This window comes from Desulfobacula toluolica Tol2, from assembly GCF_000307105.1.
Lineage (GTDB): Bacteria > Desulfobacterota > Desulfobacteria > Desulfobacterales > Desulfobacteraceae > Desulfobacula > Desulfobacula toluolica.
In genome coordinates this window covers 3,839,875-3,854,933 of sequence record NC_018645.1, presented here as the reverse complement: position 1 = coordinate 3,854,933, position 15,059 = coordinate 3,839,875, and the positions used below count along the sequence as shown (strand labels likewise).

The window sequence follows — 15,059 nt, the reverse complement described above, 5'->3', positions numbered from 1 at the left end:
TGGTTTCTATTTGATCTCCCTGTAAATAATATTGGTCAGGGCGACGGCCTTTTCTTCCATATCCCCTATCACATGCTCCACCCGTCTGCACAAAAAGGTGTACAACAGCATGATGGGGATGGCCACGCCCAGTCCCATCATGGTTGTCACAAGGGCGGTTGAGATGCCGCCGGACATCATTCTCGGGTCTCCGGTGCCGTACAGGGTGATGACATGAAAGGTGGAGATCATTCCTGTAACAGTTCCTAAAAGTCCTATGAGAGGGGCGATGGACCCCATGATATTGAGCATGGGAAGGAATCGTTCCAGTCTGGGCAGTTCCTTTAAAATAGACTCCTGGAGGATACTTTCCAGGGTTTCCCGATTTTCAGATCTGGCACCCAGGCCGGACCGCAATACATTATAAACAGGGATTTTCTTCTCTCCTACCATGGCGTTGCAGTCTTCCCAGAGCCCTTTGGCCGCCAATTGGTTTACCTTTCCCATGACTTTGTCTGTATTGGCATGGACCCTTCCCAGGAAAAATGTTCTTTCAATACCGATGAATACGGCAAACATACCCAAAGCGAGAATGGGCCAGACCAGTAATCCTCCTTTTTGAATCTGATCCTTGAGGCTTTGTTTGTGGGTGATCTGGCGAAGGGCTCCGCCCCTGGAAATATCGATAAAGACTGAATCGGATTCACCGCTCATGTATCGGTCCAAGGTTTTTCGGACATGCCGGGAGGGAAGGGCGGACAGGGCATACAATTGGTTGCCTTCAGGGGAATAATTTAAAAATCCTGTCTTGTCCCCAAGCCTGTAGGCAGAAGTGAATCCCCCAAGGATCAGTACATCTCCCCGTACCTTTTCACCCGTATCCGAGACAAAATTCATTGGTTTTAGCTCAATGCCTCCGGCAAGCGCGCTTTCTTCCAGGAAAAGATTTGAGATTGTCTTCATATCATCAATGCCGGGGAAGCGGTCGGTATCCAGAACAGGGGCAAGTTTGTCCCTGCGGCCGGTATCATCCGCCGTATACATTGAGGCGGTAAGTATGGCGCTGAGGTTTCCTGCCGCCACACGGACTGCACCGGATAATTCGTCCATTTGCGCCTTGTCCCGGGCAGCTTCTTGTTCCATCGTTTCATTTTCAGTATGCAATAATGCAATTTCTTGATCTATGGTTTTGATATTTTGTTTCAATTGTGTGTTTCGGGCTTCAAGGCGGTCTATCTCCTGAGTGATTGAAAGTTTGCTTTTTTGAATATCGGTTTGGCTTTGTTGATCCCTTTCAAGGGTCATTTCCAGTTCTTTTTTTGCCATCAAGGCTGCCTTGCGCATATCTTCGGCATGAAGGGGAGATATGAAACAGATCAGCACAAAGAGAGTTAATAATGTTTTTTTCATGGTCGTACAATCCTTCCCAGGGGTAGTTTAACAAGTTCAACACTCCGTTCCAGTCTCGCCATGGCAAGAGCTTTTGCCATATCCCGGTTTACATCTTCGGGCAGAATTTTCCAGTTTTTTTCCCTTATGTCAAAATAACCGCTTTTTTTCTTGTCAATGGTCTGGCAGAAAAGCGATACCCGGCCCAGCCTGAAAACATTCACCAATACCTGTGTGCCTTCAAAGGTGATTGTTTTCTGGCTTGCCTCTATGGTGGTGCCGTATTCCGTTTCAATCTGGAGGGCTTCAAAAAGCCGCCTGAATTTTTCTGCTGAGGATTCTGTTGGGTCCACCATCATGTCTTTCAGGGAATCTATTCTTGCCTGTCTTTCAGCCATTAGAAACGGCAGATCCTGCTTGATATGGGTTTCAAGTTTTACCAGTACGGAATCCAGATAATCGGACAATTCATTGCGTACACGGTCAGCCTCTTTTTTCTTGCGCTTGTTTTCCGCATGTTTTTTTTCTTCCAGGGTCTTGAGGCGCATAAGCTTTTGCAACTTTTTTTCCATACGTTGTTTTTCTTCCCTGAGCCGGTTAAGCTTGTCCGACAGATCTGCTGCTTTTTCAGTCCAGGCAGTTACTCTTTTTTGAATTTTTTTTTCAACATCCATGGCTTTGGATATTTCATTACGAACAGCATGACTTGTGATATCAAAATTTTGAGCTAAAGACGGGGGCAGGGCAATCAAACATGTCAGTCCTGCTATAATAATATTTAATAGTATCTTTCGATAATACACTGAATTACCTCCTTATTTTCCGAGGGTCTTTTTTTATATGAAAGTCTTAAAAAAATCATACAGAGACTTTCAATCTTTGTTGTTGGCAAGCCAGGATGAGATACCAGGTTTGCCTGTGGCGGTTAGTAAAAAATCCGCCGATAAGTTCGATACTGAAAAGATTTGAAAATATGCTATACAACATAATATTATTTGTTTCAACTAAAATTTTAATAAAAATTAAATTTAATTAGCTTTGAGGTCAAATGATTTTAATTTTAAAATTTTTATTATAAACAATATAATGTTTTGTATGTCAAACATATTAAATCAAAACAGATTATTTATATGATAGATGTTAGTGTTTGTCTTGTGTGATTTTAAAAGATAAGAAAAAAAGAGTTTGTGTAGGCTATCTTTTTAGGGTAACGGTGTAGATATGTGCTTGATTTTTTAATAAAAAAAGTTAGGCTTGGCTTGTTTCGTCGAAAAGGCTAATCGCTGTTCGGGTTAATATCATTATGGGGGCAGGTGTCAATTTTGTTTATAAACTTTTTAAACTTATTAAAGGTCTGTTGATTCATTGCATGTTCCATTTGGCATGCCGTACGGTCTGCTGTTTTTTCATCCACCTTTAAAACTCTATAGAAAAAATCTTTTAAAAAAATATGACGGCGCTCAATCTCCAATGCGATTTTTTTGCCTTCAGGGGTTAATGTGACATATCCATAGGGCTCATAGTTGATAAGTTCTTTTCCGGCAAGCTTTTTTAACATTCCTGTAACGGAACCTCTTTTAATGTCCATTTTCTCGGCAATATCCTTGGAACGGGCAACGGTTTTTGTTTTTTGTAGTTCAAGTATGGTTTCAAGATAATCTTCAAGACTTTCTGAAAGTTGATTTTTTTTGGCCATGTCATTTCTCCATTATATTTGTTTTTATATGTTTATATTTAAACATATAGTAAGTCAAATAATTATTTTGGTCAAACGACTAATTCTTTTGTCGGATTGCATAAAAGTTAGGCGGAAAAAAATATTTTATAGCTCCTTTTACAGCTCCATGGTTAATCAGTTTCAGGGTGTCGTTGTAAACTGGTTTTGTCGTTTCGGATCAATCTTGCGGAATTGAGTACAACCAGCACCGAACTTATATGGTGAAACAAGGCGGCAAGCCACGGACTCAGGATTCCCACCGTGGCAAGTACAATGCCGATGGTATTGAAGCCAATGGCCCAGGCATAATTTTCCTTGATAATACGGATCAGTTTTTTACCCTTTTCCAGGATGACAATCAGGCTTGCGGCATCATCCCGCATCACTATGATGTCGGAAGACTTGACAGCAAGATCAGCTTTGGTACGTCCAATGGAAATTCCCACATCTGCTGCGGCTAAGGATGCTGCATCATTGACCCCGTCTCCGATCATCACGGTAAAACCTTCAGTTTTTAATTCTTTTACCAGGGATTTTTTATCATCGGGTTTTAAACCATAAAGATACCCGTCTGACTTTATAAGATTTGCAACCCGCCTTGCCTCGGATTCCTCATTGTCCCCGGTTGCAAGGATAACTTTTTTTACGCCGATGTCATGAAGTCTTTCCCCCATATTTTTTGAATATTCTCTGAGTTCATCCTGGATATCAATAACCCCTGCTGTTTTGCCGTCAATGGCTATCCATGTGGCACGTCCTTTGATTTCAATCCCCTTCGGCACCGTCATGCCCAGTTTTTTTATTGTTTCGATGGAACCTATGACCACTTTACGGCCTTTTACCGAAGATTTTATGCCAAAGCCCGGCAGATATTCTGATCCTTCCGCCGTTAAGGGGTGAGTTTTGTTCCCGGATGCATGGGAGATAATGGCATTGGCAATAGGATGGTTAAAGCCTGTTTCAATGGAGGCTGCGATTTGAAGCAGTTCATCCTCAGGCAGTCCAAAGCTTTTGATTCCAGCAACCCTTGGCTCGGCCAGAGTGACGGTACCTGTCTTGTCAAGTATTACGTTTGCAGCATGTCCGGCAATTTCCAGGGGTGTTCCACCCCGAACAAGGATGCCGCGGCTGCTCAAACCGCCTATTGCAGCAGCAAAGGCTGTGGGAACCGAAAGTGCCCAGGCGCATGGACAAGCCACCGCCGTCACAGCAGCCATTCGAATAAGACCGGCTGTAAGGTCTTTTGTGAGAAATCCGGTAACAATAAATACTCCCAGGGCATAGATGACCACACCGGAAATAAAGAATTGAACAATCCTGTCAGCGGTGATGTGAGTTTTGGGTTTAACCTTAAGGGATGCTTCTATCTGTTTTGCCATTACATAGAAAAATCCCTTGTTCCCTGCCTTTTCTGCCTTGATTTTAAGCTGAGACGTGGTGGTGATTGAACCCGATGTTACGCAATCTCCCGTCTGCTTAAACAAGGCAAAGGGCTCGCCCGTGATAACGGATTCGTCAATGGATGAGGCACCCTCTGTGATCACTCCGTCAACGGGTATCATCTCCCCTTGGGGAACCACTACCTCATCACCAGGGCAAACTTGGTCAATGGGAATTGCCTTGATGATACCATCCCTTACAACCCGGACGACCTTGTTTGTTTCCCTGGTGAGGGCTGCAATTTTACGTCCGGTCCTTTCTATGATGGTAAAAGATATTGCAAGACCCATGCTGATAAACCATGCAACCAATGCACCGCTCAATATTTGTCCCGCCAGAAGAGAAACTATCATGACGGTTACCACCAGAAGATCTGCGGTTACCTTTTTCATTTTGAACAGGGCAAGATAGAGAGTCTTCAGGTACATTGCAAAGCAGACAAAATAGAAGATCATTCCTATCCATTTAACAGGTGAGAAGTCTGTCCATGAATTCAGGGTAAAACATATAACAGCAGTGAAAGCAACTATTGTTCTTTTTATAAATATTTTTGCAGTCATTTTTTTCTCCCGGAAACAATTAGTCATACAGAACTTTATATGCCTAACATAAAGAAGTAAAAGGGGCAATCTAAAATTGAGACATCCGGACTTGGCTTGATTTTTGTCTCTCAGCTTAAAAAACTACTTGACAAAATAATTCCATAATGACATTTAAGGTTTTCAAGTCTTAATTAGGTTAGCCTAACATAAGGATATGGTACTTATAACTTAGATTCTGTCTAATAAAAAAAGGATGGGTGATAATCTAAGATAATTAAACCACTATCCTTTCATAAACGGAAACGGGCTCATTATCTGTGATTAAACCATTGATTTTTTAAGGAGAGCGTATGACTTTGGATGAACTTCAACCGGGCAATGAATGTAACATTAAAAAACTGTCAGCACGAGACAAGCTGGGACAAAGGCTTATGGATATGGGGATTTATCCGGGTCTGAATCTCAAAGTTGTAAGGAATGCCCCATTGGAAGATCCCCTGGAAGTGGAAGTAGACGGTTATTTCATCAGTCTGCGTCATGATGAGGCCCGTTTTATAGAGGTGGAACGTAATGGGGACAGATAAGCTGCTTGTCAGCCTGGCTGGCCAGCCCAATTGCGGGAAATCAACCGTTTTCAATGCCCTTACCGGTGCCAAACAGCATGTAGCCAATTATCCCGGTGTAACCGTGGATAAGATGGTGGGTTGGTATCATTGTAACGGCACCCGGGTGGAAGTGGTGGATCTGCCGGGTACCTACAGCATGACATCCTATTCTCCTGAAGAACGGGTGTCCAGGGATTTTATCCTTCATGAAAATCCGTCCGTGGTCATTAACACCATGGATGCAAGCAACCTCAAGCGCTGTCTGTATCTTACTTTTCAGCTCCTGGAAATGGAAATTCCGGTCATTTTAAACCTGAATATGATGGATGTGGCGAAAAGTCGTGGAATGACCATTGACCGTGCAGCCCTGTCCAGGCAACTGGGTATTCCAGTGGTTGCCACGTCCATGAAACAGGGCCGGGGTAAAAAAGAGCTTATAGATGCCGTACAGGCTGTTGGAAACCGGAAAGCCCCCCAGACTCCGGTCCGGGTGGATTACAAGGAAATGGAATCCTATCTCAGGGATATCAGGGATTTGCTTAAATCCGGCACAGATTTTGAGGATGTATACCCCATACGCTGGATGGCCATCAAGCTCATGGAAGGTGATGAGGAGGTCCGGCGCCTTATCCGGGAAAAAGTATCTCGTGCAGAAGAGCTTCTGGCAAGGGTTACGCTCATCAGGGAAAAATTTGAGACAGACCTTGAGGAAACAGCGGAGATGTATGTGGCCCAGTGCCGGTACATGGCGGCCGAAGCCGTTTGCAAACCCTGCCTGACCATGCCTGCTACGGCAAAAAGACCATTATCCGATAAAATTGATAATGTCGTCTGCCATAAATTTTTAGGGCCTGCCGTCATGGTGGGTGTTATCTGGCTTTTGTATTACCTGTCCATTGTCCAGGGCTATAACCTGACCAATTATACCTGGCCTTGGCTGGCCAAAATACGGAATCTTGCGGCAGCGGCAATGCCTGATCCGGGATTTATCGACATACCGCTGATCCGGGCCTTTACTTTGTGGCTGGTGGACTCGGTCAATGCCCTGCTCAATTATATTCCCATTTTTTTCATCCTGTTCGCCTTGATTGCCATGCTGGAGGACAGTGGGTACATGCCCCGCATGGCATTTATCATGGACAGGCTGTTTAACCGTTTCGGCCTCCACGGCCAGTCCACCCTGCCTATGGTTCTGGGCGGCATTTATGTGGGGGGGTGCGCGGTCCCCGGTGTAATGTCCTGCAGGGGCATACCGGATGAACGCTCCCGGCTGACCACCATCTTTATTATTCCAATGCTTAACTGTCTTGCCAAGGTGCCTCTTTATGTTCTACTGATCAATATTTATTTTGCAGAGCACAAGGCAATGGCCATGTTTTTTATTTCTACCATCAGTCTTTTGATGGTGCTGCCCGTATCAAAGCTTCTGACCATGACGATTTTAAGGAACAAGGAAACCGCTCCCTTTGTCATGGAAATGCCTCCCTACCACATGCCTACCATTCGTGGGGTTCTGGGACGGGCAATAGAAAGGGTCTGGATGTTTATCCGCAAGATTACCACCATTGTGGTGGCCCTGGCTGTGGTCATTTTCATTCTTTTGCAATTCCCCGGCATCAGCAGGGAAAGCATTGACAATTATAATGTAGGAAAAGATAAGGCCATTGCAAACTTCCGGGAAAAGATTGCAGACACCTCCTATGAACAAGCATTGGAAGGGAAAAACCTCATGGCCATGATTCTTTTCTGGGAGAGTTATAAGAACAAGAAAGTGTTGACCAGGGGACCTGAGGCAGGCAAGGTTCTAAAGGAGAAATTTAAGGCCAGGAATCCTGTTTTTTTCACCATTGCCCAGCCCGGCAAGGATAAGGTCGCTAAAAAAGTGAACAGGGCATTTAAAAAACTGGTTAAGGCCAGAAAAAAAATTTTGCGCGAGATGCGTAAGGAACGTATTGATCAAAGTTTTTTGGGACGTCTTGGGAAGGCAATTGTACCGGCGACCCAGTGGGCCGGTTTTAACTGGCGGGTCAATGTAGCGCTGCTTTCCGCTTTTGCTGCCAAGGAAAGCTCAGTTGCCACCCTGGGAGCCCTGTATGAACAGGATGATGCAGGTGAATCCCTTGAAAATCGCATGGCCAAAGGAGAAGAAGGATTTACTCCTCTGCATGCTCTGGCCCTGATGATGTTCATGGTATTATATCCGCCCTGTCTTGCCACTTCCATTGCCGTGAAACTGCTGTCGGGTTCTGTAAAGTGGATGATGTTTTCTATGACATACCAAATGCTTCTGGGTATCATTGTTTCAACCCTGATTTTTACGGGCGGAAGCATCCTTGGACTTACAGGGCTTCAGGCAATGGTAGCATTTTATGGGCTGGCACTGACCATCACAATTATAATGGGTTTTATTAAACCAAAATCAGAACACGCATAAAAAAAGGAGATTGATTTCATGTTAAACAAAACAAAATTTTTCATCGGCATAATAGGGTTTGGATTTTTTATGGCGGGAATCTGTTATGCCCACACACCCTTATGTTCCTGCTATGACAACGCAGACGGTACAATTACCTGCGAAGGAGGATTTTCAGACGGTTCTTCTGCTTCAGGAGTGCAAATTAGAGTAGAGGACAAGGCCGGCAAAATACTCATCAAAGGTAAAATGGACGAAGACAGTGAATATACCTTTGACAAACCTTCCGATTCATACAAGGTGATATTTGATGCAGGTGAAGGCCATAAAATTGAAGTGGACGGCAAAGAGATTATGGAATGAGATATGAGAACCGATGGTTTACTACGGCTTAAATCCCACGATGCTCATATGGAAAAAATAACAGAATGTTAAAGGAGAAAATTTAGATGAAAAAGTTGTATGTTATGTTAACAAGCTTGGCTGTTATGGCGATGACGGTTCCTGCATTTGCTCATTTTCAAATGATTTATACGCCGGAAGCAGCCTTGAACAAAGGCGGCAAAATTCCTCTGGCTTTGGTATTTACCCATCCCTTTGAAGCCGGTCATACCATGGATATGGGAAAGCCCGAGCAGTTTTTTGCCGTCCGTTCCAGAGGAGAAAACACACCCAAGAAAATTGATCTTCTGGACAGTTTGAAACCCATTACCTGGACCAGCCTGACCAATTCGGGCAACGCCTGGGAAACCACTTATTCCGCCCGGGGAGGTGATCATATTTTTTGTCTGATTCCTGATCCTTACTGGGAAGCCAATGAATCTTTTTATATCAAACAGAACACCAAGGTCATCATTAATGTGGGCGGAGAGCCTGGTGCATGGATGGAGCCTGTCGGCCTTCCCACGGAAATCGTTCCCATGGCCAAACCCTATGACCGCTGGACCGGCAATGTCTTCCAGGGCCAGGTACTTTTCAACGGTAAACCGGTTTCCGGTGCGGAAATTGAAATCGAATTCATGAACCACAAGCCCTTGCTGGACAAAAAAACCTTTGCCAAAGAAGCCAAGGCCACTGCGCCCCAGGACGCCTTTGTTCTCCAGACCATTTTTGCAGATGAAAACGGTGTATTCACCTTTGGTATTCCCAAGGCAGGATGGTGGGGATTTGCCGCACTTGACCTTGATCCCGACTATACCCACAAGGGTAAAAAGTGTTCCAGGGATGCTGTTATCTGGATCAAGGCCGTTGATATGAAATAGTAGCCTTCCTGCAGTTTGTACATTCTGTGCAGACTGTTTATGCCGGGTCCTGTTTGGTGAGTGCGACATCTTTTATGATTTGTTTCAACCATCAGACAGTACCCGACTTTTTTAAACATATCCCTGGGAAAAATGCCATGACACCTGTTATTGAAGTTAAACACCTGGTCCATTAATAAGCACCTGGCTAAAATTTTTTCCGATTCCAGCTTTGAAGACGGCCTCTCAATCAGGAAATTTCATTGCTATATACAGGAAGGAACTTGTGTCCAGGTGTTTATGGGAAAAATATCATTTGCAAAGACTTGAACTTTATAGTTATTTCTGGAAACATCACCGTGGATCATGGAAAATTTTACAGCTTATCTTGGTATCACCCTTATCAGTTGCAGGTGGGGTCGTTTTTATGATTAAACGTTTTGTCAATACTTGCAAAAAAAAGTAATGATGCAGTTGCGGCATAGGGGTGTGCATTCTTGTCAAAAAAATCATGCCCCCGGATTTTCAAGTGATACATAAAAAATAAAGGCCGTGTAAATCCATTTCTTTTCAGTGTGTATGGAATTGGTAGCTTGTACTGGTTTTTATTTTTTAGGTTGTCAGATGTTAATATGATATTATAATAAATCCATATTCGCTATAATAATACTAACATTAATTTTTTTCTTAAGAGGTGGTTTATGACTGATGACAGCAAGCCGATTACACCTGAAATAGTTGAAGAAGAGAATGAAAAGTCAGATGGTCAACTGGTTCAGCAAATCTCAAAACCGGATGTTTTATACTTGATTCCCATTACGGGACGGCCTCATTTGCCTGCACAGGTTCAACCCCTTATCGTCAGCAAGCAAAGATGGGAAGAAACACTGACCAAAGCATCCAAAGATTCTAAAAATCTTCTGGGTATCGCATATGTGAAAGAAGTAAAAGGAAAATATATATATAAGGAAAATTTTCCCAAAGTAGGATGTGTTGCAAGGATGATGAATATAGCAGATGTTCAGGGGAATATTCAGTTTATTGCCCAGGGGCTTGAAAGATTTCGAATCAAGCGGTTTCTTTCGGATAAACCCCCTTTTGTGGTTGAAGTGGAGTACTTTGAAAAAACAAAAGAAAATGAAGATGAGCTTAAAGCCTATGCTATTGCTATTATCAATTCCATCAAGCAATTGCTTTCATTGAATCCATTATATTCTGAAGAGGTAAAGCAATACCTGGGAATGTTCAGCCCGGACCAACCCTCACCCCTGACTGATTTTGCCGCTGGAATTACCACGGCATCGGGTGATGAACTGCAGGAAATTCTGGAATTTTCATCTGTTATAGAACGTATGAAAAAAGTGATGATGCTGCTTCAAAAAGAGATAGAAATAGGAAAGCTTCAATCCAAAATCCAGAAAGATATCAATATTCAGGTGGATGAAAGCAAGCGAACCTTTTTTTTGAAAGAACAGCTCAAAGCAATTCAAAAAGAACTCGGACTGCAAAAAGATGATAAAACTTCGGATGTGGATAAATTTAAAGAAAAGTTTAAAAAACTTGATCCGCCCGAACATGTGGTGAAGCGGTTTGATGAAGAGATTGAAAAATTATCCGTGCTGGAGACAGGATCAGCTGAATACGGAGTCACCAGAAATTACCTGGACTGGATCACCGCTTTTCCATGGGGAGTCCATTCCGAAGACAATATTGATATTCAAAGGGCTGAAGAAGTTCTTGACCGGGATCATGCAGGGCTGTCGGACGTCAAAGAAAGGATTATAGAATTTTTTGCCGCCGGTATTTACAAAAAAGATATTTCAGGTTCCATTATCCTGTTTGTCGGTCCTCCTGGTGTGGGTAAAACCTCCATTGGAAAATCAATTGCCGAGGCCCTGGGAAGAAAGTTCTATCGGTTCAGCCTTGGCGGGATGAGGGATGAGGCCGAGATCAAAGGGCATCGAAGAACCTATGTGGGGGCATTGCCTGGAAAACTGGTACAGGCCTTAAAGGATACGGGAGTGGCAAACCCGGTGATCATGCTGGATGAGGTGGATAAAATCGGGGCATCCTACCAGGGGGACCCTGCATCTGCTTTGCTCGAAGTGCTTGATCCTGAACAAAATACCGAGTTTCTGGATCATTACATGGATCTTCGGATTGATTTGTCAAAGGTTTTGTTTATCTGCACGGCCAATCAGCTGGATACCATCCCGCGGCCCCTTCTGGACAGGATGGACCGTATTAATCTGTCCGGTTATATTACGGAAGAAAAAATGGAGATTGCAAGAAAACATCTGTGGCCAAAGCTTTTGCGGCGAAATAACCTGACATCCCAGGTGATCACCATAACAGAACCCACCATCCGGTATCTGATTGAAGGTTATGCAAGAGAAGCCGGGGTCAGAAATCTTGAAAAGCAGCTCAATAAAATAATCAGAAAAAGCATTGTGACCATATTAAAGGAAAAAAAAGATCAGATCAGGATCAACATTAAATCCCTGGAAGATTTACTGGGGCCGCCGGTTTTCAAACAGGAAAAGCCCATGTCCGGCATTGGGGTGGTAACAGGTCTTGCCTGGACCCAGATGGGCGGTGCAACCCTTCCTATTGAGGCGGTCCGGGTTCATGAAAAAAATGCGGGATTTAAACTTACCGGCAAGCTCGGGGATGTGATGCAGGAATCAGCAGCCATTGCATACAGCCATGTCAGGGCCAATCTGGGATCATTTAAAATCAGTAAAAAATATTTTGACAATGCCTTTATACATATCCATGTTCCTGAAGGAGCAACCCCTAAAGACGGCCCAAGTGCCGGTGTCACCATTGCAACGGCCCTGGTGTCCCTTGCCACGGGCAAGACCATCAACCGTCCCCTTGCCATGACAGGGGAGATCACTTTGACAGGAGATGTCCTGCCTGTCGGTGGAATAAAAGAAAAAATTATTGCTGCAAGGCGGACCGGTATTCGAGAAATTATTCTGCCGGAAGGGTGTACGCCTGATTTTAAAAAACTTCCCGAACACATTAAAGACGGTATTGATTTCCATTTTGCAAAAAAATACAAGGACGTGTTTAAAGTCGTCTTTAATGATTTCTAAGGCGATCATTGTTTTTTTAAGGGCTCCTGAAGAGGGAAGGGTAAAAACAAGACTTTCCAGGGGATTGAGCAATGCCTTTGTGCTGGAGTTGTATAAGGCATTTGTCTGCGATACCCTGGAAGCTCTGGCGTTAACTGGGGATAAACACCTTTATTTCTGGCCCAGGGGAAAAGAAAAAATACTTCAAAAATGGCTTGGAACTCAGTATCAATATTCTTTGCAGCAAGGGGAGGATATCGGACAACGAATGGCCAATGCGTTTGTTGATATATTCAAAAAAGGATATGACTCTGCCTTGCTTGTCGGTACTGATATACCGGAACTCAGTACAAATTTAATTTGTCTTGCTTATGATGCACTTCAAACCAAAGATGCCGTGATCGGACCCTCAAGTGACGGCGGGTATTATTTGATAGGATTTGAAAAATCCGCGTTTTTAAAAAACATGTTTGATGGAATTGACTGGTCAACATCGGCAGTTATGGATCAGACGATTAAGATTATGAACCGGATGTCCATTCGTTATAAATTGCTTGAAGAAATGAATGATATTGATACGCCAGCGGATTTTAACGCTTTGATTGAACGGGTGAAAAAAGGCGGAAAGGCAGGAAAAAGAACTCATCGTATTCTTGACGCATATGAAGACGGATATATCAATTATCATACCTGTGTTAAATGAGCAGGAAGGTATAAACCAAGCCATAGAAAATATTTATCAGCAGGACTTTTCAGGAACATTGGAAGTGATTGTGGTGGATGGAGGCAAAAATGGCAGTACGATTTGTTGCGTTAAAAACAAAGATGTCATAACTGTTGTTTCTCCTCCGGGGAGAGGGCGCCAGATGAATTCTGGTGCAAGAATGGCTTCCGGGAACATTCTTTTGTTTCTTCACTGCGATACAAGTCTGCCGGAAGGCGGTCTGAATGCCGTGCAAACAGTGATGGAAAATTTGTCTGTAAAAGCAGGTGCCTTTGATCTGTCAATTGACGGCAGGGATTTTTTTTACAGGATGGTTGAAAAAACAGCTTCCCTTCGTTCCCGTATCACAAGGATTCCCTATGGTGACCAGGCTGTTTTTATCAGGAAAAATTATTTTTTCGACATCGGGCAATATCGTGAAATTCCCATTATGGAAGATGTTGATCTGATGGTAAGAATCAAACAAGACAAAGGCAGATTAAAATTTATAAACATCCGGACATCCACATCATCAAGGCGATGGGAGCAGGAAGGAAGGATTTACGGAACCCTTAGAAACTGGGCGATTTTAACCTTGTTTTTTTTAGGTGTCAAACCTGAAAAACTGGCAGGTGTTTATAAAATTAAGGGGAGCAATAAGGGAGGGTTGACAGATTTGAAATCTGTCAACCCTCCCAAGATCAAGATAGATTCATCAGATTAGATCAGTTTTTTTATTCTTGACCAGACCTCTTCTGGAAGCTGGGCACCCATGACCTGGCAGGCCTCATAGCCGCATGCGGAAGCGATCTGTCCGCTTTTTTCAATGGAAAATCCATGGGCAATGCCAAAAAGAAATCCCGCAGCCCAGAGATCTCCTGCTCCTGTTGTATCAACAGGGGCTTTTCCTTTGATGGCATCAATTCGTATGATATCGTTATGGTGCGAGACATAACTGCCTCTTTCTCCAACTTTCAATACCCCATAGGATACTCCCTGGGATAATTTTTCAACGGCTTTTTGTTCGTCATCAAATCCGGTATATGCTTTTGCCTCATCTTCATTGGCAATAAGGATATCAACAAAGTCTTTTATGATATCTTCGAGAATATCGCCTGATGCATTGACCACTTCAAAACTTGCCAGGTCCAGAGCGACCAGAGATCCTGCCGCTTTGGCAGCCGTTAGTGCAGCTATCATTAAGTCCCTGTTGAATAAAAGATAACCTTCAATCATGGAGATGGCAGTATCTTGAAACATATCCGGCGTGATTGAGTTTGGGTCAAGCTCTGTGGATGCACCCAGAAAAGTGAACATTGACCTTTGAGCATCCGGTGTTATAACCGATAAGACCTTGCCTGTCGGAGAACCGGAGATTGAAACAAGGGGTTCAACATTGCAGTCGACCATCTGTTGTTCAAATGTTTGGCCGAACTCATCATCTCCTCTTCTGCCGATAAACCTGGCATCACCGCCAAGGTTGCCTATCCCGACAATGGTATTGCACGCCGCACCACCTGGAACAACAAAAGGGGTTTGGTTTGTTTCAGCTAATATCTGCTGGATATCCTTATCCCCCACAAGGGTCATTCCGCCTTTTTCTTTTTCAAGTGTTTTTAAAAATTGATCGGATTCATTGATTAAAATATCAACCAAGGCAGATCCGATTCCTGTGATTCTCGTTCGTCTGTTTTCCGGCATATTTTCTCCAAACGTGTTAAGTTCCATTGTCATAAAATCATCAAAGAATAAAAATTATGAAATAATTGTCAAGTAATTTATAATTTAATGAAAAATAATAAAGTTAGGCGGATTTTTTTATTGACAATAAAAATCGGGACTTGTATTTTGGATGGGAACTAACATATCAATATATTTTGATATGTTTATTTTTAGCTGAAACGAATATTGAATTGACAATATAATTATCCCAGATAATAAGGAGTTTGG

The 15,059-nt window shown here is 43.2% G+C and carries 12 protein-coding genes; 7 read left to right on the top strand and 5 right to left on the bottom strand.

Going from position 1 to position 15,059, the window contains the following annotated elements:
* Window positions 1–6: 6 nt before the first annotated feature.
* From TOL2_RS17535 to TOL2_RS17520, 4 genes are all read right to left on the bottom strand, one after another.
* Window positions 7–1,389 (bottom strand): MotA/TolQ/ExbB proton channel family protein, encoded by a 1,383-nt coding sequence (locus TOL2_RS17535; protein WP_014958631.1) that lies wholly within the window; start codon window positions 1,387–1,389, stop codon window positions 7–9.
* On the bottom strand, window positions 1,386–2,171 hold the full coding sequence (locus TOL2_RS17530; RefSeq protein WP_014958630.1) for a DUF3450 domain-containing protein: 786 nt from the start codon (window positions 2,169–2,171) through the stop codon (window positions 1,386–1,388). Before TOL2_RS17530 ends, TOL2_RS17535 begins: the two co-directional genes overlap by 4 nt.
* Window positions 2,172–2,644: 473 nt before the next feature.
* Window positions 2,645–3,064 (bottom strand): metal-dependent transcriptional regulator, encoded by a 420-nt coding sequence (locus tag TOL2_RS17525; protein ID WP_014958629.1) that lies wholly within the window; start codon window positions 3,062–3,064, stop codon window positions 2,645–2,647.
* 152 nt (window positions 3,065–3,216) lie between these two features.
* A complete protein-coding gene (locus TOL2_RS17520) occupies window positions 3,217–5,085 on the bottom strand; it encodes a heavy metal translocating P-type ATPase (RefSeq protein WP_014958628.1) in 1,869 nt (622 codons plus the stop codon).
* A 332-nt stretch (window positions 5,086–5,417) separates the two neighbouring features.
* Between TOL2_RS17520 and TOL2_RS17515 the strand changes: the two genes are divergently transcribed.
* The 7 genes from TOL2_RS17515 (at window position 5,418) to TOL2_RS17485 (ending at window position 13,833) form a co-directional block, all read left to right on the top strand.
* Window positions 5,418–5,651 carry a FeoA family protein gene (locus TOL2_RS17515; protein WP_014958627.1) on the top strand — a complete coding sequence of 78 codons (234 nt, stop codon included), beginning with the start codon at window positions 5,418–5,420 and terminating at the stop codon, window positions 5,649–5,651.
* Window positions 5,638–8,106: a ferrous iron transport protein B gene (gene feoB, locus TOL2_RS17510; RefSeq protein ID WP_014958626.1), complete on the top strand. Its 2,469-nt coding sequence runs from the start codon at window positions 5,638–5,640 to the stop codon at window positions 8,104–8,106. Before TOL2_RS17515 ends, feoB begins: the two co-directional genes overlap by 14 nt.
* A gap of 18 nt (window positions 8,107–8,124) precedes the next feature.
* Window positions 8,125–8,448, top strand: a complete 324-nt coding sequence (locus TOL2_RS17505) for a hypothetical protein (RefSeq protein WP_014958625.1) — start codon at window positions 8,125–8,127, stop codon at window positions 8,446–8,448.
* 86 nt (window positions 8,449–8,534) lie between these two features.
* Complete coding sequence (locus TOL2_RS17500) at window positions 8,535–9,347, top strand: DUF4198 domain-containing protein (protein WP_014958624.1); 813 nt, start codon at window positions 8,535–8,537, stop codon at window positions 9,345–9,347.
* Window positions 9,348–10,027: 680 nt separating this feature from the next.
* Window positions 10,028–12,427: an endopeptidase La gene (gene lon / locus TOL2_RS17495; RefSeq protein ID WP_014958623.1), complete on the top strand. Its 2,400-nt coding sequence runs from the start codon at window positions 10,028–10,030 to the stop codon at window positions 12,425–12,427.
* Entirely contained in the window at window positions 12,417–13,109 is a 693-nt protein-coding gene (locus TOL2_RS17490; RefSeq protein WP_014958622.1) for a TIGR04282 family arsenosugar biosynthesis glycosyltransferase, read from the top strand. Before lon ends, TOL2_RS17490 begins: the two co-directional genes overlap by 11 nt.
* Complete coding sequence (locus tag TOL2_RS17485) at window positions 13,069–13,833, top strand: TIGR04283 family arsenosugar biosynthesis glycosyltransferase (protein ID WP_051012450.1); 765 nt, start codon at window positions 13,069–13,071, stop codon at window positions 13,831–13,833. Before TOL2_RS17490 ends, TOL2_RS17485 begins: the two co-directional genes overlap by 41 nt.
* Here TOL2_RS17485 and TOL2_RS17480 read toward each other — a convergent pair.
* Window positions 13,830–14,810: an adenosine kinase gene (locus tag TOL2_RS17480; protein WP_014958620.1), complete on the bottom strand. Its 981-nt coding sequence runs from the start codon at window positions 14,808–14,810 to the stop codon at window positions 13,830–13,832. The genes TOL2_RS17485 and TOL2_RS17480 overlap by 4 nt on opposite strands.
* Window positions 14,811–15,059 lie beyond the last annotated feature (249 nt).